Source organism: Streptomyces sp. NPDC007971 (genome assembly GCF_042958635.1).
GTDB lineage: Bacteria > Actinomycetota > Actinomycetes > Streptomycetales > Streptomycetaceae > Streptomyces.
Genome location: NZ_JBIBJK010000031.1, coordinates 1 through 21566 on the forward strand (window position 1 = coordinate 1; position 21566 = coordinate 21566).

23 protein-coding genes and 3 pseudogenes are annotated in these 21566 nt (G+C 67.8%); 19 read left to right on the forward strand and 7 right to left on the reverse strand.

Annotation, left to right across the window (positions count from 1 at the left end):
- A pseudogene (locus ACFZCP_RS41420) lies at nt 1–143 on the forward strand (IS5/IS1182 family transposase); the annotation flags it as partial.
- Between the two features lie 13 nt (nt 144–156).
- A pseudogene (locus tag ACFZCP_RS41425) lies at nt 157–438 on the forward strand (IS5/IS1182 family transposase); the annotation flags it as partial.
- A 265-nt stretch (nt 439–703) separates the two neighbouring features.
- Here ACFZCP_RS41425 and ACFZCP_RS41430 read toward each other — a convergent pair.
- Together ACFZCP_RS41430 and ACFZCP_RS41435 are read right to left on the reverse strand one after the other, a co-directional pair.
- Entirely contained in the window at nt 704–1504 is an 801-nt protein-coding gene (locus ACFZCP_RS41430) for a DUF5707 domain-containing protein (RefSeq protein ID WP_391441382.1), read from the reverse strand.
- A gap of 226 nt (nt 1505–1730) precedes the next feature.
- A pseudogene (locus ACFZCP_RS41435) lies at nt 1731–2003 on the reverse strand (transposase); the annotation flags it as partial.
- A gap of 107 nt (nt 2004–2110) precedes the next feature.
- Here ACFZCP_RS41435 and ACFZCP_RS41440 point away from each other — a divergent pair.
- Complete coding sequence (locus ACFZCP_RS41440) at nt 2111–2590, forward strand: hypothetical protein (RefSeq protein WP_386341258.1); 480 nt, start codon at nt 2111–2113, stop codon at nt 2588–2590.
- A gap of 499 nt (nt 2591–3089) precedes the next feature.
- Here the strand turns inward: ACFZCP_RS41440 and ACFZCP_RS41445 are convergent, their stop codons facing one another.
- The 4 genes from ACFZCP_RS41445 to ACFZCP_RS41460 form a co-directional block, all read right to left on the reverse strand.
- Entirely contained in the window at nt 3090–3485 is a 396-nt protein-coding gene (locus tag ACFZCP_RS41445; RefSeq protein ID WP_391441388.1) for a trypco2 family protein, read from the reverse strand.
- Between the two features lie 1589 nt (nt 3486–5074).
- Nucleotides 5075–5524, reverse strand: a complete 450-nt coding sequence (locus ACFZCP_RS41450) for a hypothetical protein (RefSeq protein ID WP_391441390.1) — start codon at nt 5522–5524, stop codon at nt 5075–5077.
- A 755-nt stretch (nt 5525–6279) separates the two neighbouring features.
- Nucleotides 6280–6705: a hypothetical protein gene (locus tag ACFZCP_RS41455; RefSeq protein WP_391441393.1), complete on the reverse strand. Its 426-nt coding sequence runs from the start codon at nt 6703–6705 to the stop codon at nt 6280–6282.
- Nucleotides 6706–7165: 460 nt separating this feature from the next.
- Nucleotides 7166–7411, reverse strand: a complete 246-nt coding sequence (locus ACFZCP_RS41460) for a hypothetical protein (RefSeq protein WP_391441395.1) — start codon at nt 7409–7411, stop codon at nt 7166–7168.
- 66 nt (nt 7412–7477) lie between these two features.
- Between ACFZCP_RS41460 and ACFZCP_RS41465 the strand changes: the two genes are divergently transcribed.
- The 10 genes from ACFZCP_RS41465 to ACFZCP_RS41510 all read left to right on the forward strand — a co-directional run bounded on the left by ACFZCP_RS41465 (nt 7478) and on the right by ACFZCP_RS41510 (nt 15840).
- Complete coding sequence (locus tag ACFZCP_RS41465; RefSeq protein ID WP_391441643.1) at nt 7478–7606, forward strand: hypothetical protein; 129 nt, start codon at nt 7478–7480, stop codon at nt 7604–7606.
- Nucleotides 7607–7608: 2 nt separating this feature from the next.
- Nucleotides 7609–8469, forward strand: coding sequence for a hypothetical protein (locus ACFZCP_RS41470; RefSeq protein ID WP_391441397.1), 861 nt, complete (start codon nt 7609–7611; stop codon nt 8467–8469).
- 6 nt (nt 8470–8475) lie between these two features.
- On the forward strand, nt 8476–8634 hold the full coding sequence (locus ACFZCP_RS41475) for a hypothetical protein (protein ID WP_391441400.1): 159 nt from the start codon (nt 8476–8478) through the stop codon (nt 8632–8634).
- 502 nt (nt 8635–9136) lie between these two features.
- Nucleotides 9137–10834 (forward strand): site-specific integrase, encoded by a 1698-nt coding sequence (locus ACFZCP_RS41480; protein ID WP_391441403.1) that lies wholly within the window; start codon nt 9137–9139, stop codon nt 10832–10834.
- Nucleotides 10831–11292 carry a hypothetical protein gene (locus ACFZCP_RS41485; RefSeq protein WP_391441405.1) on the forward strand — a complete coding sequence of 154 codons (462 nt, stop codon included), beginning with the start codon at nt 10831–10833 and terminating at the stop codon, nt 11290–11292. Before ACFZCP_RS41480 ends, ACFZCP_RS41485 begins: the two co-directional genes overlap by 4 nt.
- Nucleotides 11293–11549: 257 nt before the next feature.
- Entirely contained in the window at nt 11550–12473 is a 924-nt protein-coding gene (locus ACFZCP_RS41490) for a GNAT family N-acetyltransferase (RefSeq protein WP_391441629.1), read from the forward strand.
- A gap of 119 nt (nt 12474–12592) precedes the next feature.
- A complete protein-coding gene (locus ACFZCP_RS41495) occupies nt 12593–12937 on the forward strand; it encodes a tyrosine-type recombinase/integrase (protein ID WP_391441408.1) in 345 nt (114 codons plus the stop codon).
- On the forward strand, nt 12934–13263 hold the full coding sequence (locus ACFZCP_RS41500) for a helix-turn-helix domain-containing protein (RefSeq protein ID WP_391441410.1): 330 nt from the start codon (nt 12934–12936) through the stop codon (nt 13261–13263). Before ACFZCP_RS41495 ends, ACFZCP_RS41500 begins: the two co-directional genes overlap by 4 nt.
- A 259-nt stretch (nt 13264–13522) precedes the next feature.
- On the forward strand, nt 13523–14824 hold the full coding sequence (locus tag ACFZCP_RS41505; RefSeq protein WP_391441412.1) for an NDP-hexose 2,3-dehydratase family protein: 1302 nt from the start codon (nt 13523–13525) through the stop codon (nt 14822–14824).
- Nucleotides 14821–15840 (forward strand): Gfo/Idh/MocA family oxidoreductase, encoded by a 1020-nt coding sequence (locus ACFZCP_RS41510; RefSeq protein ID WP_391441416.1) that lies wholly within the window; start codon nt 14821–14823, stop codon nt 15838–15840. The genes ACFZCP_RS41505 and ACFZCP_RS41510 overlap by 4 nt, the downstream gene beginning before the upstream one ends.
- Before the next feature lie 63 nt (nt 15841–15903).
- Here ACFZCP_RS41510 and ACFZCP_RS41515 read toward each other — a convergent pair whose 3' ends face one another.
- Nucleotides 15904–16338: a cupin domain-containing protein gene (locus ACFZCP_RS41515; protein ID WP_391441420.1), complete on the reverse strand. Its 435-nt coding sequence runs from the start codon at nt 16336–16338 to the stop codon at nt 15904–15906.
- A 162-nt stretch (nt 16339–16500) separates the two neighbouring features.
- Here ACFZCP_RS41515 and ACFZCP_RS41520 point away from each other — a divergent pair, with 162 nt between their 5' ends.
- The 6 genes from ACFZCP_RS41520 to ACFZCP_RS41545 all read left to right on the forward strand — a co-directional run bounded on the left by ACFZCP_RS41520 (nt 16501) and on the right by ACFZCP_RS41545 (nt 21537).
- Entirely contained in the window at nt 16501–17781 is a 1281-nt protein-coding gene (locus tag ACFZCP_RS41520) for a nucleotide disphospho-sugar-binding domain-containing protein (RefSeq protein ID WP_391441424.1), read from the forward strand.
- A complete protein-coding gene (locus ACFZCP_RS41525) occupies nt 17720–18928 on the forward strand; it encodes a cytochrome P450 (RefSeq protein WP_391441431.1) in 1209 nt (402 codons plus the stop codon). The genes ACFZCP_RS41520 and ACFZCP_RS41525 overlap by 62 nt, the downstream gene beginning before the upstream one ends.
- A gap of 31 nt (nt 18929–18959) precedes the next feature.
- Nucleotides 18960–19169 (forward strand): helix-turn-helix domain-containing protein, encoded by a 210-nt coding sequence (locus ACFZCP_RS41530; RefSeq protein WP_391441433.1) that lies wholly within the window; start codon nt 18960–18962, stop codon nt 19167–19169.
- On the forward strand, nt 19162–19545 hold the full coding sequence (locus tag ACFZCP_RS41535) for a hypothetical protein (RefSeq protein WP_391441436.1): 384 nt from the start codon (nt 19162–19164) through the stop codon (nt 19543–19545). The genes ACFZCP_RS41530 and ACFZCP_RS41535 overlap by 8 nt, the downstream gene beginning before the upstream one ends.
- A 66-nt stretch (nt 19546–19611) precedes the next feature.
- Nucleotides 19612–20694, forward strand: a complete 1083-nt coding sequence (locus tag ACFZCP_RS41540) for a histidine kinase (RefSeq protein ID WP_391441443.1) — start codon at nt 19612–19614, stop codon at nt 20692–20694.
- A gap of 150 nt (nt 20695–20844) precedes the next feature.
- The gene (locus tag ACFZCP_RS41545; protein WP_391441445.1) at nt 20845–21537 is read left to right on the forward strand and encodes a VC0807 family protein; all 693 of its coding nucleotides are present in this window, start codon (nt 20845–20847) and stop codon (nt 21535–21537) included.
- Nucleotides 21538–21566: the final 29 nt, after the last annotated feature.

Sequence of the window (21566 nt, forward strand, 5' to 3'; positions counted from 1 at the left end):
TGATCGAGCGCACGATATCGTGGCTGTCCGGCTACCGCCGACTCAGCCCCCGCTGCGAACGAAACCCCCGCAACTACCTGGGCTTTCTGGGACTCCCAGCCGCACTCTGCTGCTACAAGCGATACGTCCGCCTCACCACGTAGGACACGGTCTTAGGCGTACAGTTCCCGCCGGAATCGACGCTACCTACGACGTCGCCAGATCAGGCACACCATCCCCGAACGCAAAGACCAGCGGGCCAACCGCCAGCGCCGAGACAGCGCAGGCGGTCGGCCTACCGGCTTCGACCAAGCGGTGTACAAACGCCGGAACGAGGTGGAGCGAACGATCCATGCCCTCAAGGGCTTCCGCGCTGTGGCCTGCCGCTTCGACAAACGAGCGTACATCTTTCACGGCACGGTGACCGTTGCCGCCGTGCGTCTCTGGCTTCGTCGGTGACTCCCCGGACGGTCCCTAGATCGGGCTGTCGCGCGCGAAACGAACGCGAATTGTCGACGAATCGCACGCGGATCGATCGCGATTCTCAGACGCCATTGCAGGTCAACGCGATCTGTCTTCAGGGGACGACCGGTGGGCATCCTCAAGGAGGGCGAGGAGAACCCGTACGTGACGGGAACCCCGCATCCGGGAGCCCGAGACTCATCTCGACGGCGGGGTGTTCCCCGCTCCCCTCTCCCTGGTCCCGGAAGGGGGTCCCGGGTTCCTACTGGACGTCGACGAAGTCGCTGGCCGACGTCGCGGCGTCGGTGGTCGTGGTACCCGCGTAGGAGAAGCGGTAGTACCCGTCGCTCGTCGCCGTGGTGGTGGCCGTCACCGCTCCGCCGGAGCCGCTGGTGACGGTCTTGAGGGTGGTGTACGTGCTGGTGCCCGACTTGCGGAACTGGAGCTTCACCGACACGTTGCTCAGGCCCGCGTACGCATGGGTCTCCCAGTTGGCGCGGGTGAGCGCGCCCTTGACCGTGATGGTCCGGCCATGGACCACCGGCTCGGGCGAGGCGTTCGCGGTGAGCGTGGTGTTGCGCTTGATGTGCACGGAGCCGGCGTATCCGTCGCTGGTGGAACCGCTCGGGCGGCCGTACGCGATGGCGTACGCGTGCCAGGTGCCGGCATAGGCGTTCTTGGTCATGTCGGCCGTCGGGTCCACGGTGAAGTGGACCGTGCACGTCGAGGTCTGGGCACTGGTCGCCACGCAGGAGCCCGATCCCTGCTCGGCGGGGAACAGGGCGCCGTCCCTGCCCTGGTCGTCGAAGGAGGTGCCGTGCCACAGGGCGACCCAGCCGCCGGTGACGCCGTCCGGGTCGGCCGCGGTCACCGTGGCGGTGAACGACTGCTTGGCGGAGGTACCGAGGACGATGTCCTTGCCGCCGTTGACGACGACCTTCGTGATCGTCGTGTCGTCACTGTCCATCGGTCCCGCGTGCGCCTGCGCGGCGGCGGGAAACACCAGAGCCGAAGCGAGAACCAGGGTGCCGGACAGAGCGGCAACCGAAGCGCGTATGCGCATGTGCATCCCCACGGTGAGAAGAAGGGCCCCCGGCGGGGCGTCTCCCGACAAGAGCCCATGGGCGCACGCATCGTACAGATTCTTTCGAGTCACGACGAGATGCGGGGATCCCTCGATCCCTCCCCGGAGACTCGCGCCCGCGTTCCCCTCCCCAACACCACGCCCGCCTCTGCCAACGCCGTTGGCACGCCTACGCCTACGCCTACGCCTACGCCTACGCCGACACGGACCGGGCCCCATTGCGGCTGTTGCCGCTGCCGGCACCGGCCGGGGCGTGCTTCTCGTAGCCGAGGTGGTCGGTGATTTCTCCTTCGAGGGCGGACTCCAGCACGCGTTCGGTCAGCTGCTGCAGCAGCCCGCCCTCGCCGGTCAGTTGGAGGCCGCTCGCGCGGGCCCGGTCGACCAACTGCCCGATCAACTGATCGTCCAGTGCGTCCGTCGGCAACTTCACCGGCCGGACCTCTTCAACCGCCTCGGCAGAGACAGTCACGTCGCTCATCAGGTGCTACTTCCATGATCAGGAGTTACACCGAAGACCGTACAGACCCCAGCCATGCGTAGCGAAATCACTGGTGCCAGCGCACCGGTTTCGACAAGCTACGACACATGGACTGGACGCCCCTGCTCTCCACACTGACCGGTGCCGTCATCGGCATCGCAGCCACTCTGATCGCCGATCGCAACCGGTGGCGGCGGGAGGAAGCCAGGCACGCTCTGGAAGTACGGCGCGAGGTCTACACGGAGTATGTTTCCGCCCTCAAAGCCGCGGGTGAGGAGATACGGGCCGTCGCCTTGGGCGACCACATGTCCGAGTCGGCACGCGACGCGGCGGTGCGGGAAGCCGTGCGCGGCACCGGCATCTACACGGCGAGCGAACGCCTCTGGCTCGTGGGCCCCCCGCAGGTCGTGGAGGCGGGGAATGAGGCGTTCCACCGCCTGCGCGCGATCCGCGACGCCTATGCCCGTGGAGTGGCTGTCGGCTCCGCCGACGACGCGCCCCTGATAGAGCGGCGGCGCAAGGCTATGGCGCAGATGCGTCGCCTCATGCGTGAGGACCTGGGCATCGGACCACTCGGAATCGAGTGATGTGTCACCAGCCCTGAGCTCGTCCCAGCCTCGTCCCCTCCGGTGCTCGGGCCAGATCGGGGTGTCCAGGACCCATCCCCCGCCGGTCCTGGAGGTGCCGGCCGGGGGCAGGTCGCCCCGCAGGTGCTCCACCTGCGGTTCCCCGCCGTCGTCGGCGAACGACGGGAAGCCCAGGCCCTCGTACGACAGCAACGCGGCCCCGGCCGGCCGGCCCCACCGTACGGGCGCGGAACCGCCCACGTCGACGGGCTCGTCCAGCCACAGCAGCGCCACGTCCACCGTGTCGGGAACGTGGTCGCGGGGGGTGGGCCAGCACACGCGGACGCCGCGCCGGTGCAGCTCTGGGCTCAGGACCGGATGCCCGACGCGCACGCTCAACCGCCGCCTGGGGTCGCGCACGACGTGGAGGCTCGTCAGGACCAGCTGGGGCCCGATCAGGTAGCTGGTGCCGTTCGGTGCGCCCCCGACGCGGATCAGTACCAGTCTCTTCGGATCCATGTCACTCGTCCCAAGGCTCGGGCTGCAGCGGCTCGGACGGCTGAGCGCCGTAGGCGGGGTCCGGCGCCTCGGCGTACGCACCGCGGACCGAGGCACCGCGCTCGACCCGGAAGCGTCGATCGGGGCCGATGGCCTCGTCCAGGACGTTCAAGGTGAGGGTGAGCCGTTCCCGCCGGACGGCCCCGCGCACCCCTCCGGCCTCGGCCTCGCCCTTCGCGCCGAGCGCGCCGACGGACACCTTCACCTTGCCGTTGCCGTCCCGCCGGAACTCGACCTCCAGCTCCAGCTCCGCCTTCTCCACTTCGAACCTCAACTGCTGCCCCGCGCCGTCGGTCTGCGCCTGGTACAACTCCGACCGCAACTGCCACAGCGCTTCACTGAGACTGATCTCGTCCATCCGTGCCGTCCCCACCCATCCGTGCCCGCCCCACACCGTGGTGACCGCGGCGCACAACCGATACAGCCCGCCCACGACAGCCCCAACAGACCAACCGCTCAAGGGAGAAGAGCCCACCAGGCCGTCGACGTATAGCAGTCTGCTGGCGGACGGGGGCGCTCGTCCCGGGAACGGCCAACTGTCCACCCCCGCCGGTCCGGCGGCGCCCGACCCTGGCGCACCGGGAGAAAGCGCCGCGCTCCCCCCCCCCGCCACGGTGAACTTCCCGCGCGGGCGGCGCGCCCCGGGCCCGCGGCGGCAGGGCGCTCCTAGACCAAGAGCAGACTGCCGCGAAGGTGCTCCAGTTTCTGCGAGCGTGATCACGGGGGCTATTCGGAGAGTTGCGATGCCCGACTCCACCATTACACATCGCCAACACCGATCCGCGCCTCAGCGACGCCCTGCAAACCGTCTGGGTCAGCGGACCAGGCGCCCTCGAACCGAGCATCGTCCTGTCCGGCGGCGAACCCATGAGCCGCCAGGAAGCCGAGGCTATGCTCGTCGACCTCACCCACCGCTCGACTCCGGCGGAAGGAGGCTTCTGCACCTTGCTCCCGCCCTCGCCTGTTCCCCGACCTCACCTGTATGAGCACCAGCAGCGGATCTCTGTCGGCGCACCAGCCAGTGGTGGACAGGGTGCCCCTGCCGTACCAGCCCAGGTGGTGGCCAAGGAGCACAGTCGCCGAAGCGCTTTCGTTTCACTGCGGACCTTCTTTTCCAGGCTTTCGTCCTGACTGTCCTGGCGTTCCTGGAGGTTGCAGCGCTGCTCACCGCTGCTGGAGCCGTTGGGCCTTCCACCTGCGTGGGCTGGTTCGCTGGCGTCCCCGGCGCCATCGGTATCGGCATGCTGTTGATGGCCCTGGGGATGGTCTTCTTGCACACGATCGCTGAGTCCTACGACAACCAGCTCCGGGCGCCAGGATGCATCCGGGCGGGAAGCCTTCTTCTCTCTTTGGCCTACCTTGCCGCGGGGATCACGGCCGTGCTGCTGAACTGGCCCCCAAGCCCCTGCTTCAGGTGGTGGCCCCCGAGGTAGCCGTCGGCATCTCGCAGTGGCGCAGAACAGGTAGTACTCGAAAGATCGTCCATGATGTGGTTCGGCCGGACCACGTCCATGAACGTGCCCTACCTGCTTACGTCCTTTCAAGTGTGTCTGATCTGCAGGTATCCCGCTCTTGTGCCTAGATAGACCGGGCGGTCGCCTTGCGCGGCAAGGGGCTCGACCGGGTAGACCCCCGGTCCCGCTTCGCGCGACTGCCGGCAGCACCCGGTCGGCGCCGACCGACGCCTTGGACCGGATCGAGACCGCAGCACCCGAACTCGAGCGCCTGGAACGCCTCTACCCGGGTCGCACCACCACGCGGGAGATGCATCGTCGATGACGGTGTATCGCCCGACGCGCTCGGCCGAGAGAACCGCCCCAGGGCTGGCCTGGGGCGGTTCTACTTCCCGGGGTTGAGGAGTTGGCGCCATGTGGTGGGGCTGGCCGGCCTCACCACGCGCGCATCAGCCGGTCCGGCACGACGCCTGCGGGTGTCTCGGCAGAACCGTCAGACGGAGACGCGCGGCGACTGGACGCCGCCGTAGTAGCCGTATGAGCCGCCGGGAGGCGTGCCCCAGTACCCATACTGGAAGACGTAGGTTCCGCCACCCGGGTAGTACGCGCTCCAGTCCGCCGCGTAGTAGCCCAGTGGCTCCCAGCCGTGGCAGCCGTAGTCGTGGACCTGCGTGGTGGAGCCGTTGCCGTTCACGCGCAGGAGCTGCGCACAGACGTCCGTGCCGATCTGGCCGTCGTACACGCCCACCGACGGGACCAGGCCACCGCTGCCGTTGTTGTAGCCGCACGCCGACAGCCTGACCTGGCCGGGCCCGGTCCAGTCCGCGCGGCAGTTGCCCTGAGTCCCCGGAGGGTTGGCGTGCGCGGCGCCGGTGCCGATCGCGATGGAACAGGCGGCGAGTGCGGCGACCGCCGCAGTACGCGCTAAGTGGCTCAGCGTCAAGGCAGAATCCTTCCCATTGAGGCCGCCCACTTCAGGCAGCCGCGCCGGAGTCTTCCAACAGAGGTGATCCGCGCACCAGAGGAAGCACACCCTCCGTTCACGAAGCAGACGCCAATTGCAGGTCAATGGGGAGAGCCACCGCAGACCCGGCCTGTGGCGGCTCTTCCCTCGTCTGTGTGTCCCGTGTGAGACCGCCGCCTTGCCCTCGGGTACGGTCACCGTCGCGATGCGCTCTACTGCGGTGCCGAGTATCGGCAGGCTACTTGCCCGGCTCGGCAGGCCGAGCGGGTTGGCGAAGCCGTCACGACGCTCGCCTGACCGCCACGAGCTGCAAGTGCGTTGGCTCCATCGCCCCGTACACGGACCGGGCCAGCGATCGGGCGGTCAGTAAGGGCGGCCAGGGCTCGGAGATACGCACCTTGGCCAGCCGGTCGGTGATGGCGCTACTTGTCACTTCGCGGTAGCTCGGCCGTTGCAGCGGTCAGCGCCAGTGTCGACGCACGGGCCTTCGATGCCAGAACGGGCAGGCCCGCTGCTGCCGCGGCTTCGGGGGGACACCTAATTCCTAGGTGGCGGACGGTCACTTGTACATCTCAAGGGCCGCCGCGGTCTGACACAGCGCGTTCACGTCTTGCAGGAAGTTCCTCATCACGACCTCGGCACCCTGCTCGTTGACCCGCTTCCAGTGGGTTCCGGCCCATCACCAGCAGGTCTCGCGTGGCCTGTCGGGCGGCGGTTTCCGGACCTTCGGCCATTCAGCCGCCGCGGGGCAGGTTGGGGCGTACTTCCCTGTGGAGAATTTCCCACTGGTCCACGACTCGGGTCCGCCACTCGCGCACCTGCATCTTTTCGTCGCTGTAGCGGTGAAGCGAGCCGAGGCTGCGGCGAGAACGTCCGGACGGGCTTGGCAGCAGCCCGTCGAAAGCGGAGAGGAAGGCGGCGACGGCCTGATCCCGTGTGTCACCGGTGGGCAGGCCCCTGATGCCGGTGATCTGGCTCTGCAGGGCTGCCACCCTTGTCGTCAGGTCGGCGAGGTCGGGTGTGTCGAAGAGAGAGCAGGGCCGCCTCAAACGCGGCCTCGCGCTGGCCTCTTCCCGGGCATGTGCGGTCCTTCGGGCTTCGTCCTGAGCGCTTCCCAGCTGGTTGAGCAGGAGCAGGGCGAGGGGGACGCCGAAGCACACGCCGGTCAGGCCGGAGTAGATATTGAGGAGATAGTCGTGTCCCGTCCACCCGTCGATGTGGTCGAGCCATAGGCCGCCGAAGAATAGGGCGACGCCGCTCGGAATCAGCCATGTAGGTGAGGAGCCGGGTCATCCGTGGCGTCTCATTCCACCAGCGGCGCGTCCGGGTGTTCGGTCGTTGCACGTGCCCCCCTCATCGTGCGTTGGAGGGGACGTTAGCGCAAGCCCGAGCGTTCCGACCTCTCCGCCCGCGCCGTGGTCACGACCCCGGCGGCGGCATCCGTGGTCGCCTCCGGCGCGAGGCAGAGCCCCCGGACCTGAGCAATGGCCAGCGGCACGGACGCGGCGGCCGTAAGGGCGAATCGGGCGTGACGCCCGACCGTCGTATGCCGACCTGCGGAAACGACCCCGGGGGCCCGGGATCCCCTGGGACAGTAAGAACGGCCTGACCCGGGCGGGTTCAGCTGTGCCTGGTCTCCTGGGCGTCGCCGCGGGCCGGCGCCTCTGTGGTGCTCTCGCCCACCGGCTCAGCAGCGGTAGCAGCACGGCGCTTGCTCCACTTGTCATAGGCCACGGTCCCGGCGATGGCGCCGCCGGTGAGGGCGCCGCCGATGATGGCGCCCTGGCCGCGGTAGAAGTACCGCAGCGCGACGGGACCGCCGCGCTTGGCTGCTTCCTTGGCCAGTTCCGCATAGGCCCACGCCATGGTGCTACCTCAGTTCGTGTCGCTCACTCAGAGACGGGTCGATGATCGCAGACGGGTGCGCCGCGGGTGGAGCGTTCGCGGATGCTCGTCCGGGCGCGCGCCGCTCCTCAGCCGAGGGCCCGGCCCCCGCGCCCGCTGCGCGACCCGGACGCGCCGGAGCTGGACGAGGACGACGCCGGGGGCGAGGCGGACTAGTCGTGGCCGACCAGAGCGGTGATGAGCTTGCGGGCCCTGGCTACTCCGGCATCGTGCCCGACGGGATCGACGACCTGGTCACCGGCGATGTCGACTGGGCCGGTGACTCCACCGTCCTCCTCTCCTACATCAAGGGCCCGACCGCGGGAGAGAGCGTGAACCTGCCGCGTCGGGCGGTGCGGCTGCTGGAGCAGTGGCTGGCCCATTCGGCTCTGCTGCGGAGCATGTCCGGCCCGGAAGAGCGAGGGCGTTTGTGGTTGTCGCTCAGCCGGCCCGGGCAGTTCACCGTGTTCGCCGGGTCCGGCGCCCGGGCGGCCGTCCAGCGGTGGGTGGTGCGGCACGAGGTGTTCGCCCAGGACGGCCAGCCGATGAAGATCCACCGCGCACGGATCCGCACCACGCATCACGCGATGCGGGACAAGAGCACGTGGGCAGGTCGGGGACGGGCAACGATCGATCCGAACCACACCCCCGAGGTCGAGGGAGACCGCTATCTGACGGCCACGACGCCGGTCCAGCGGCAGGCCGTCGAGGCGGTCGTCGAGGACGCCCAGCACGACATGCTCCGGCGGGCCCACCCGCCCACGGTGATCACCGAGGAGGAGGCGGCCGCGCTGGCCGAGAGCTATTTGCAACTGCTGGCGGCCCTGGATTTGGACGAAACGGCAATCGCCGAACTCGTCGGCGGACAGCGCGATGTGTTCACCGCCGCCTGCGGGGACCAGCTGTCCGGACCGCACGGCCCGAAGGGCAAGCCCTGTCCGGCTCGTCCCTGGGTTTGCCTGCTGTGTCCCCTGGCGGTGTTCGCTCCCCGGCACGCGGTCAACCTGCTGCGGCTCAAGGCGTTCTTCTCCCGGCAGTGACAGCAGATGCCGGCCGCCCACTTCATGGCCGTCTTCGGCCCCTATGCCGCCCGCATCCAGCAGGTCCTGGACCGGTTCGACCCGGGCGTCCTCGCGGCGGCAACCGGCGAGGTCGACGACATGGACGAGGGGCTGCCGCTGCGGCCCGAGGAGATGACCGCGTGACCACCGCCCTCACGATCCCCTTCGACGGCCCTTCCGCCGTCTTCGCCGGCGCCGACGTCTGCCGCGAGGCCGGTCTGCCTCTTCCTGACGGCTGTCGCCGCCCGTTGTTCGAGGACGACGTCTGGGACTTCAACGAGGTCATCGGCCTGCCGGTTCAGCTGCCGATCTGCCACCGGCATCTCGACGTCACCGGCATCTGTGATCTGCGCTGGCGGCTGGTCGCCAAGGAACTCAGCCTGGCCATGCTCGCCCCGCGGCACCCGGCCGTCGCTCCGCTGCCTCGGGCCCTCCGCACAGCACTCCACCTGCGCAGCTGCGTGGGCCGTCTGGAAGAGCCCACCCGCCTCTTCCAGTGGTTGGACGAGCGGTCCATTACGAGCCTGGAGACGCTCGATACACACCTCTGCGAGGCATACCTGGCGCACCGCCGCTACGCGCTCGACGAGCACGGCACCATCTGGGTGAACAGAGCCCGGGAACCCGCCGTCGCGCGGCGCAGGCCGTGGTCGACCTGGTCAACTACCGCGATCTGTTCACCGCGGACCGGGTCTCGGCGACCCTTCGGCCCTGGGGCGGCGCCACCGCCTCGGCGATCGCCGAGATGCCCTCCGGCCGCACGGAGAACAAGACCCAGCCCGTCGAGGACGCCGTCCTGCAGCCCATGCTCGCGGCCGCTCTCTACCTCGCCGACACGCTCGGCCCGCACGCCGTCCAACTGGTGCATGCGGTCCGCGAGGCAGACCAGTACTCGGCACGAGGGCTCAGGGGCCTATGGAAAGTGGGCGCGAAGAGCAAGGTCCCGGCCCATGAGATCGGACGGGTGCTCGGTGAGTACACGGATACGTGCACACCCCTGCCCATGCTCGAAGACTGGTACGTCACCCGACGACTCGCTGACGGCTGGGACCCGCACGATCCCCTCCTGCACGTCGCGACGGGCACCCTGGCCCGGCAGGCCAGCCTCAGCCAGTTCGCCACCCCCTGGCTGACCGCCCTCCGCAGGCCGCTCGAGGACACCCTTGCCCAGGTCGGAGTCGACAAGCCCTTTGGGCAAGACGCGTCCCACATCCCCACGGCCGATGGGCAATCCGAGCTGCCGTGGACTCTGTCGCTGCACCGGCTCGAAGCCGTCGCCCTGGTCGGGATCGTCCGCACCGCGGCCATCATCACCACGGCCGCGATCTCCGGGATGCGCTCGAGTGAGCTGATGGAACTGCGAATCGGCTGCCGACGCCCGACCGAGGAACCCGTTCCGGGCCTGATCCGCTACCGCATCGCGAGCAAGGTCGTCAAAGGCCAGCCGCTGGGCGGCACCGACGACGAATGGGTCGTCGTCGAACCAGTCCACCGGGCGATCGGCCTCCTGGAACAACTACACGAAGACCCCGTCGACGGAGCCCTGCTACTGGGCCGGTTCGCCTTCAACGTCCGCTACCAGTGGTTCAAGAACTGGGTCAACTCCGAGGCCGGGCAGCGGCTCGGGCTCGCACCCGTTCCCGACGGGCCGGTCAACATGAGGATGCTGCGGCGGACTTTGTCCCTGGAGATGGCCTACCGACCGGGCGGTCTCCTGGCCTCCAAGATCCACCTGAAGCACATCGCCGTGGCCACAACGGAGGGCTATGCCTCACGCCCCGGCGGGGCCCAGGCCGAGCTGTTGTCCGAGGTCAACAAGCACGAGAGCGAGCGCAATCTCCAACTGGTCCTGGAGGAGTTCCGCAAGTATCAGCAGGGCATTCTGCCCGCCGGGCCGGGAGCTCGCAGCCTGACCGAGTTCTTCGCCAGCATCGCCGAGAAACTCGAACCCACGGCAGCATCGGCACCGAAGATCCAGCGCAACGACCGCGACGTGCTCAACCTGCTGACCAAACGCGCCAAGGTCCTCCACCTCGGCCCGGCGAACTACTGCTGGTTCACCGACCCGTCCCGGGCACTCTGCCTCAAACTTGCCGGCACCCCCACCGCCGACCGTCCGCTGATCGGGATGTGTGACTCCGCCCGCTGCCCGCAGGCCACCCACCACCCCTGCCACCGGCCTGTCTGGGCCGAGCAAGCCGACAAGACAAAGATCTTCATCGGCCAGCTCGGCACCACCCGCAAGACCGAACGCACCCGGCTCCAAGCCGACTTCGACCGAGCCTTCCGCGTCGTCGCGGAGATCGACGCCGCCAGCACCAGCATGAGCGAGGAGCCCGTATGAGAATCTCCGCAGCCCAGAAGACGGAGAACGAGAACCGCATCCGGGCCGCCATGGACCGGCTCCTTCGAGGCGAGATGCCGCCCGGCGGAAAGTGCGACATCAAGACCCTCGCCAACGAGGCAGCCGTCGACCGCACCGCGTTCTACGGCACTCGCACCTACGCGCACCTCCGCGCCGAATTCGAGCGCCGCCTCCAGGCCCTGCAGCAGGCGGGAGACATCCCCGACCCCCACGAAGCCCAGATCGCCCGGCTCAAGGCAGAGAACGCCAAGCTCAAGGACAGGCTGGCAAAGTCCGAACAGACCATCGACGAGCTCACGGACTTCCGCACCCAGGCCCTGGCCCGACTCGCCGCCCAGCATGAGGAAACCGTCCGACTCCGCGAAGCCGCCCTCGGCACAAGCCGCGTGAGCCGTCCTCCCACACCTCGAACCACAGTGATCGGAACGTGCAGCTGACCCACCCGGACGCACGGGACACCGTTGCAAGCAAGGTGATCGAAAACGGATTGCGCACGGGGCTGCGCTTGGATAGACGTTACGGCGGAACCCCCGCCACGAGGGTGAGGGACCACGACAGCGAGAGGAGGGATAAGCCCATGATCCCCATGATCACCGCGCTTGTGTCCTCCCGGGGCTCGGACCGCGTCTGACCCCGGTGCGGACGGGCGCCTTCAACGGAGCGTGCCTTGACCGTGAAAACGAACGACCTGACCATGCGTCCGATCACCGGACGCGAAGAACTCGACCTCTTCTCCCAACTGCCTTACGTCCTCAACGAGGAACTGGCCGACGATCTGGCCAACGCCCGTCGACGTCCGGAATGGATGTGGGTTGCCCTGCGCGGTGACCGCCTGCTGGCCAGGGCAGCCTGGTGGTGCCGGCCGGGCAATGACGCGCCGCTCATCCTGGATGTCCTCGACATCGACGACAGCGCCTCGGCTCCCGATCGGGTGGACACCGGGGTGCGACTTCTGCACACCGCGATGGCCGTGACCCTCCCGAACGGTTCGCGTCCGCCTGAGTACAGCCGTTTCGTCCCGCCAGACTGGCGTGACAACGCGGTAACCAGGCAAGTCATCGAGGATCGCATGACGGTACTGGAACAAACTGGTGCCCGGCTGTTCGTCGAACGACTGCGTCTGGAATGGCGTCCGGAATCGCCAGTTCCTGAGCCCAGCGGGCGCCTCGCGTTCCGGCCGGTCCACGATGCCAAGGAACTCGTGGCGCTGATGGCCTCGGTTATGGACGGGACACTGGACGCACACGGCCGTGACGACCTGACCCGAATGTCCGCCCAAGAAGCGGCCGTCAAGCATTACGAGGACGAACTCGCGCGCTACACCAGCCCACGAGACTGGTGGCGGATCGCAACGCTGCCTCATGGAGAACCAGTTGGGTTCGTCATCCCGGCCCACAACGGCTACAACGCGATCATCGCCTACATCGCGGTCCTCCCTGCGCACCGGGGCAACGGCTACATCGACGACCTTCTCGCCGAGGGCACCCGTGTCCTTGCCGAGCAGGACGTCCCTCGCATCCGCGCGTCCACGGACCTGGGCAACGTCCCGATGGCGAATGCCTTCCGGCGCGCTGGATACGCCAACTTCGCACGCGAGATCAATATGACCTGGAACTGACCGAGACGCGGGGGCTCCCACAACGGCGCCCCCGCCCACTCGCCCGTCGATCAGTGAAGTGAAATGCATCACACCGGCAAGGCCGGAATGCAACACACGCCGCCCTCATCGTCGCGAACGTGGCACCACCAAAACACGCCTGCTCAATCGCCACACGGTTCCGACCTCACACGGTCTCTGCGGACACAAGCCACACGTATGTCACCAGGCTGATCGAGGCCGGTTACGACGCTTCGTTCGTCACCGAGCAGGTCGGTCATTCCCATGCCGCGACCACGGCGATCTATACCGCCCTGTCCAGCGACTACAAGAACTCCCAGGTGCGCGAGTTCCTTGACGCCGCGGAGCAGGAGGCTCTGCGCAGCGTGTTCGCCCGGGCGGAGGCCGAGGCCGACATGGACGACGAGTTCGACACCGGGGACGGCGAGCCCACCCCGGTCGGCGGCCGAGGGGGATCGCGATGAAGGCCGTGCCCGGAGGGCAGGCAGAGGACCGCGGGCTGTCCGGGCCGGAGGTGTTGCAGCCCCGGTGCGTGTGGCGGCTGCGCGAGCTGATGGCGGTACGCCGTAGTTGGTACACCACCACCAAGCTGGTTCCCGAACTGCACCGCTACGGGTTCGACTTCGACCGCAGCACCGTCTACCGCCTGGTGTCCGCGGAGCAACCGCCCAAGATCCCCCTGGAACTCGTGGTGGCGCTGTGCAAGATCCTCGACTGCCGGTTCGAGGACCTGGTCGCCGAGGAGGCGCGGCCTGCTTCATCAAACACACTCGGTTGGTGGGGGGTGTAACCGACCGTGACTGACCGGACTGCTCGATCCCGCACCGCAGGGGCCTGCCTCCGCGGGGTGTGGGATCCGCTGCTTTGTCACCGGCCCGGCTGTTGCCGAAGCTCTTCGTGACGCTGTCCCTCCAAGCGCGCCCCAGCCATCCACGAGCAGGGTTGCGGACCGTGGACTGGCGAGGGCCTTGATGTGAGGGAGCGGAGGCATACCGGTGCGTCGATTTCGCGAAGACAGCTCGGCGACGCTGCAGGGCTGGGATAGGGGCATGCTCGAACGGTGGCCGCGACTGGCTGACTCCGGGGTCGACCGGGAGTTCCTGGCCTGGTTCGAGAGGCGGGTGCGCAGGATGTCGTGCTCGGTCGACCGAATTCCGCTGGCGGAGATGCGGTCCTGGCAGCTGGATGCATCGACCGGGAACATCAGGCACAGCAGCGGCCGGTTCTTCACGATCGAGGGACTGCATACCCGTACGACCCACGGCACCGTTGCGGAGTGGAGCCAGCCGATCGTCAGCCAGCCCGAGATCGGTATTCTCGGACTTCTGGTCCGGAAATACAACGGCACCCTGCAATGCCTGATTCAGGCGAAGATGGAACCCGGCAACGCGAAGATGATGCAGTTGTCGCCGACCGTCCAGGCGACTCGCAGCAACTACACCCGGGCGCACAACGGGAGCGCCACCCGCTATCTTGAGTATTTCACCGATCCGCAGGATCACAGGGTCCTGGTCGATGTTCTGCAGTCCGAACAAGGTTCGTGGTTCCTGCGCAAGCGCAATCGCAACATGATTGTCCTGGTCGAGGAGGACTTTGCGGTCGATGACGGCTATCGCTGGATGGATGTCCGCGTTCTGCGTCGGCTGCTGAGGGTCGAGCAGTTGGTCAACATGGACATGCGGTCGGTGCTGTCGTGTCTGCCTGACGGGGACCGTGGCGAGCCCGACACGACCCACCTCCTGCGGTGGTTCACCGGGGTCAAGAGCAGGTACGAAGTCGCGACCCGGCGAGTTCCTCTGCGAGGCATCGAGGGATGGCGGTACGGGCCGGAGCGGATCACACACGATTCGGGGCTGTACTTCGACATCGTCGGTGTCTGCGTCACCGCGGCCGACCGGGAGGTCCTTGAGTGGGATCAGCCGATGCTCTCTCCCCATGGGCAGGGCGTCGTGGCCTTCGTCGTCAAGAACTTCGACGGTGTCGCGCACCTGGCAGTGCGGGCCCGGTTCCAGGCAGGAGTGCTGGACGTCGCGGAACTGGGCCCGACCGTGCAGTGCACTCCCGCGAACTACCCGCAGCACCCGCCGCGTTTCCTGGACTACGTTCTCGGCGCCAGTGCGGACCGCGTTCTGTTCGACACTGTCCTCACCGAGGAGGGCGGTCGTTTCTACCACTCCGAAAACCGGTACATGCTCGTCGAGGCCGATGAGGACTTTCCGGTGGCACTTCCGCCGGAGTTCTGCTGGGCAAGCGTCCACGAGTTCGAAGCCCTGTTGCGCCATGGCTATTACGTCAATGTCGAGGCGCGCAGCCTGCTGGCCTGCCTCCAGGCCGTCAGGTGCGGCGCATGACCGACGACGCCGAGCAGCCGCCACTGCGGTTCGGCGTGCTCGGGTGCGCTGATATCGCCGTGCGCAGAACGATTCCGGCTATCCTCGCCGCCCCCACCGCGCGGCTGGTCGCGCTGGCCTCCCGCACACCGGGCAAGGCCGAACACTATGCGGACCACTTCGGGGGAGTCGTTGCCTGTGACTATCACGATCTGCTCCGACGCGATGACATCGATGCCGTCTACGTTCCACTGCCGACCGGCCTGCACGCCGAATGGGTCGAGGCGGCACTGGTCGCGGGCAAACACGTGCTGGCGGAAAAGCCGCTGACCACCTGTCACCCGGACACCCTCGCCCTCGCTGCGCTGGCGGGCAGGCTCGGGCTCACCCTGCAAGAGAATCTCACCGCTGCCCGGCACCGGCTGCACGCAGCCGTCTCTGAGCTGGTCGCGGCGGGAGAAATCGGTGAGTTGCGTGGTATCGAGGCGTGTTTCGGTATTCCGCCGCTGCCCGCAACGGATGTGCGGTACGCCAGTGACCTGGGCGGCGGTGCGCTGTTGGACGTAGGTGTGTACCCGCTGTACGCCGCAACCCGGTTCCTGGGCGCCGGGCTGACCGTTGCGGGTGCCGTGTTGAAGACAGATCCGGTCCGGGGCGTCGATGTCGCGGGACATGCTCTGCTCTGTTCACCGTCCGGCCCAGCCGCTCACGTCACCTTCGGTTTCGAGCATGCCTATCGGTGCAGCTATCGGTTGTGGGGCAGCGAGGGTGTGGTGTCGGTCGACCGCGCGTACACGCCGCCACCGGAGTTCAGTCCGGTGATTCGTCTGGCACGCGGGGATCACGGGCGCGAGGTCGTCGTCCCTGCCGAAGACCAGTTCTTGACGACGATCTCGGAATTCGTCGCACAGACCCGGAATTCGCAGATCCAGTGGTACGGCGAGAGCGACTTTCTGGAACAGGCCCGGCTCGTCGACGACGTTCGTGACAGGGCACTGGTTCGTGCCATCAAGGGGCGGACGTGTGTGACGTCGTGAGCGCGCCGCACCGCGGCGCGCCGTCGCTGGGCCGTGGTAGCGGCCCACGACGCTGCCGGCGTACTAACTTCCAGCCACGTGCGGAGGCGGTTCGTCCGCGTTGGGCAGTGGCTCGGTGTCAACGTGGCCCAGCCTGGGCTCCGGTGCCAGCGGGCTGAGGTGGAACACGGCAAGCGCCGACTCGCTACCGTGGTTGACCAGCCGGTGCCTCGCACCGATCGGCACCATGATCGCTTCGTCGGCGGCGAGTTCGATGTCCGTACCGTCCACGGTCGCGACCATATGGCCCCGGACCACGTAGAGGAACTCTTCGGAATACGGGTGATAGTGCTCGGAAACGTACTCGCCCGGTTCGAGCGTCACCGCCCCCATGAACCCCGATACCGAGCCGACAGTGCTCGGACTCAGTCCGACCCTGATCTCACCGCCCCGGTGACGATTCGGCGGCACATCGCTGAATCGGACCTTCTCCACCGTGGCACGGTTGGCCTGTGACACCGCAGCTCCTTCCGGTCGAGTCGCTCTGACGGCTCAGCGTCGGACGGCTCGGTCGAACATCGCTGGGATCGGACTGGGGGCCTTGCCGACCAGCCGGACACCAGTGGTTCCGGAGTCCGGCGGCGGAAGATACCGCGAACGGCACCGACGGAGGCAGCAACGATGCGCGCGTTGTTCATCACTTGGCCCTGGGGCTCGCATCTGTATCCGATGACACCCTTCGGGTGGGCGATGCGTGCGGCGGGACACGACGTGGTCGTCGCCGCGCAGCCCGCCTTCGCCTCGACGATCACCCAGGCTGGTCTCATCGCGCTCCCGGTCGGCGAGGACGTCGACGTCAAGGGGCAGCTCCGCCGAGCACACCAGCACGACTCCCTGGACCGGACGGCGATCGAGCATCGGGGCGCGGCTGCCGTGCAGGCGGCAACCGACAGCGCGATCGCCATAGCCGAGGACACCTATCGGTTCGCGGCACACTGGCGCCCGGACTTCGTCGTCTACGAGCCGATGGCATACCTCGGTCCCGGTATCGCGCGAGACCTGGCCATCCCCGCACTGCGCCTGCTCTGGGCGACGGACTTCCTCGCCTCGGTCACGGACTTTGGCCCGACCGAGGAAGAGTTCCTCGGCGGGCTGACGACCCGGCGGGAGCTGCAGGAGTCCAACGCGTTCGGCGACCTGACGCTGGACCCCTGCCCGCCGCAGCTGCAGGTCGCCGCCGACCTGCCCCGGCAGGGCATGCGGTACGTCCCCTACAACGGCCCCGCTCAGCTGCCGCATCGACTGCGCACGCCGCCGCAGCGGCCGCGTGTCGTCGTCACCTGGGGCGGCTCGCTGCACCAACTCGGCTGGCAGCGGGCGTTTGTGGCACCCCGCATCGTGGCGGCGCTGGCCGGCCGCGACATCGAGGTGGTCGTCGCGGTACTCGACGAGCAACGCGACAGCTTCACTTCCCTGCCCGACAATGTCATCCACGTCGGCCCCGTCGCGCTGAACCTGCTGCTGCCGGGCTGCGCGGCGATCATCCATCAGGGCGGTGCGGGCACCACCATGACCGCGGTGAGCTACGGCGTCCCGCAGCTGATCCTGGCCTGGGCGGCCGATGCCATCGTCAACGCGAGACAGGTGGAAGCCACCGGAAGCGGGCGCCGGTTGTGGCCTGACGACCTGGATGATGCCGCCCTGGCCGACGCACTCGACGAGTTCCTCGGCGGTCTGGCCGGGCACCAGGAGTGCGCGGACGACTTGCTCCGGGCACACCTGGCGCTGCCCACACCGGCCGCGGTCACCACCCGGCTCGCGCACGACTTCCAGCACGCCACCGGCGTATGGACGAACTTCGGGAGGCGAACAGCCTCGAACCGACGGGAGAGTGGCGGCCATGACGGAGAAGCTAGACGCCGACATTCCGTTGTTTCCGATGAGCAGGCCGGGGCCGTTTGAACTGCCGGCCGAGTACGCCCGGATGCTGGAACACCGTCCGGTCCGGCGGGCCAGGCTGGCCAATGACACCCCCGTGTGGCTGATTTCCCGCTACGAGGACATCCGCGCGGCCCTGACCGATCCCAGGGTTCGCGCCGACCGGTCCGCTCCGGGGTTTCCCTTTCTCAACGCGGAAACCACCCATCTGCGCCAGGTACGGGTCTTCTTCGGCATGGACTCGCCCGAGCACGGACCGGCACGGCACATGTATCAGACGGAGTTCACCGCGCAACGGTCCGAAGCGATGCGGCCGTTCCTGCAGCACTGTGTCGACGAGCGCGTCGACCGCCTGGTCGCGGCCGGACCTCCCGCGGACGTGGTGCGCGCCCTGGCCTATCCGATACCCACGCTGGCGGTCGCCCGGGTTCTTGGCCTCCCGGAATCCGACTACGACGAGTTCGAGCAGATCGCGACGGCGACGATGACCAAGCGCGACGAGTCGCACTTCGCCGCGCTGTTCGCGTACATGCGTGACTTCGTCGACTATCGGGGAAGTGTGCCCGGAAACGACCTGACCAGCCGGGTTCTGCGAAAGCATGTGAAGGGTGGAAGCATTTCCACCCAGGATGTGCTGCACACCATCTTCATGATCATGACGGCGGGCATCGAGACAACAGCGGGCCTCGTGTCGCTGGGCATCGCGACGCTGTTGCAGCATCCGGATGAACTGGCCGAGCTGCGTGCCGATCCGGCCCTCATGGACGGAGCAGTCGACGAGCTGTTGCGCTACCTCTCCGTCGGCGAGCTCGCGTCGGTACGGATCGCGGGCGAGGACCTCACCCTGCGCGGTGTGCACATCCAAGCGGGCGAGGGCATCGTGGCGTTGGGCGCGGCAGGCAATCGCGACCCGAGAGCCTATCCGGACCCGGACACCTTCGATATCCATCGGGACGCACGTCGGCACCTGGCCTTCGGCCACGGGCCGCACAAGTGCATCGGCTGGCGGCTGGCCCGGCTGGAGCTGAACATCATCTTCTCCACGCTGATAGCGCGCCTGCCCGAGCTGCGGCTGGCCGGCGCCATCACCGATGACCTGCTGGACAACGAGGCCCTGGTGTTCGGGCTGCACGCACTGGATGTGACGTGGCGAGATGGAAAGCAAGCTTGACACCCGATGGGGTGACAAGTACGCTTTCCATATGCGGAACAAGGTCAAGGAGCTGCGCTCGGCACGCGGGCTCTCCCAAGCGCAGCTTGGGGCCGCCGTCGGGGTCTCACGACAGACCATCAACTCCATCGAGGCCGAGCGGTACACGCCGTCCTTGCCGCTTGCCTTGTCCTTGGCCAGGTTCTTCCAGAGCAACGTAGAGGAGATGTTCTATGCCGACGGGGACAAAGCCCATGACTAGGACCCCGGCCACGTGGTCCGTACCGGCATTCTTCCTCGGTATCGGCGTGGTCTGCCTGGTGACTGCGTCCGTTGGCGGCCATGTCGGCATCGGGCTCGTGGTGTTCGGCGTCATGGCGTTGTGCAGCCTGACGTTGCTCGTGCTGGCACACCGCAGTCAGGGCTACCGCGAGGCCGTTGCTCATCCGGACGAACGCTCCCACTCGATCAGCCTGCGCGCCTGGGCCGGCGTGGGCGTGATCCTCACGGTGGGAAACCTGAGCGCCTTCGTCGGCGAACTCGCATCCGGCCGCAGCGGCAATCCCTACTACTGGATGGTGATGGTGGCCGGGATCGGCTACATCGTGCTCATCCTGCTCTTCCGCCGGACCAGTTGAGCACCGTGTCAGCCGCACACTGAGGTGGTGATCCCCTCGGGACGTCCAAGGCCTTGGTACGGGCCGATGATCCATGCCGACGATCCTTACCCCGGCGGACTCTTCATCCTGCTCATCACATTGATCGGCCCGGCTTGTACGGCGATGGGCCTTCCAGCCGGGCTCGCGGTGCTCAACTCCGGTGCCCTCGGCCTCTTTGCGGCACTGTTCGCCGTGAGCCAGTGGATCACCCCCACGTATCCGCTCGTTCTTCGGTTGTCGTGCTACGCGGGACTGACCGCACTGACGGCCTGGGGACAGTGGGCGCTGGCACCGGGGTGGTGGGCGACCGCCGTGCTGACGGCGGTCGCGTGCGCGAATCTCCTCGTCCGCACGCGTGAGGCGGTCCTTGGCATAGCTGCCGTCACACTGCTGAGCCTGCTCTCGGGTGCTGCGCTGTCAGCGGCAGCGCTGGTCGCGGCCTCCGGCGCCATCGCCGTCCTGCGTGGCCGCCTCCTGCTGGAGGTCGCCCGGTCCCGGGCCAGCAGAAAGGCTTACGCCACAGCGGCGGTCGAGAACGAGCGGCTGCGGTTCGCCAGGGATCTGCACGATCTGCTGGGGCACAGCCTGGTCACCATGATGGCGAAGGCGGAACTGGCGGAACGGCTGGCAGGCGTGGATCCGGCAGCGTCAGCGGCGGCTGCCAAGGATGTCCACGAAGTGGGACGGACCGCCATGCTCGAAGTGCAGCAGGCAATCACCGGCTACCGGTCGACGTCGTTGGCTGACGAGATCGACCAGGCGCACCGGAGTCTCGATCCCCTGTTCAACAGCGTCGTCGTGACCGTGCCCGACCGGCGATGGCCGGCCCAGGTCGATTCGGTACTGGCTTGGGGCGTACGGGAAGCGGTGACGAACGTTCTCCGGCATGCCGATGCCAGCGAATGCGCGATCACCGTCGAGTCGACCGGACGATCGGTCCGGCTGGACGTCGTCAACGACGACCTGGGCGGCCGAACGGTCGAGACCGGCCGCTCGGGTGGCCATGGGCTGACCGGCCTGCGGGAACGCGCGCGGAAACTCGGTGGCGACCTGACGGCGGAAGGCCGGCAGGACGGCGGATTCCGGCTGACCATGGAACTGCCGATCGCTGCGGACGAGCCGTCCTGATCCGGGTCCGCCGACCGGCACGGCACAGGAGAAAGCTCCTGAACAACTCCGTAGTTCCGCCTCTGTCCGGCTCTCGGTGCGACTGAAACGATCGATGACGGGCAGGCGGCACAACGGCCCGGCGCGAGAGAACGGCACGGGGAAGGGCACATGGCAAACACCACGCAGTCTCGGCCGCAAGCCGGCGGTCTGCTGACGATCATCCTGGAACTGGTCGTGTCCGTCGCGGGGTACTACTGCCTGCGAGCATTCGGCATCGGCGTGATCTGGTCGCTGGCGATTCCCGGCATCGTGGTCGGCCTCATCGCGCTGGGCAGCACGATTCGCCGCAGGAAGCTCGATGCGACGGGGATACTCGTACTGCTCGAACTGGCGGCGACACTGGCGCTGTCGCTCAGCACAGGTGATGTGCGGATCGCGGCCTGCCGCCAGCCGTTGTACGTGCTGCTCGGCGGAGTGTTCTGTCTGTGCACCCTGCTCGCGGCCCGGCCTCTGACGGCGACCTTCATCGGGTCGGCGGCGACCTTCGGAGATCCCGTGCGGGCCAAGGCCTTCGAGCTGGCGTGGCAGGAGAGCCCCGACTACCGGCGTGCGCAACGAGCCATGACGTCCGCGGTCGGCTCCATCATGGTCATCGACTCCGTGTTACGGGTGCTGGTGATCTACCTCTTTCCCGCCTCGCGGATCGATCTCTCGCTGCTGCTGTCCAACGGCGCCGGCATCGTGATGTTCGTGCTGATCGGTTTCGTTGCAAGGGCCATGGTCATGCCGGCGCGGCGGATCGTGCTCGACTACGTCGACCGTCTCAAAGCCGAAGCCGAAGCCGAAGCCGCTCAGACGTAGCGACCACCCCTCACAGTGCCGGGTGCTTC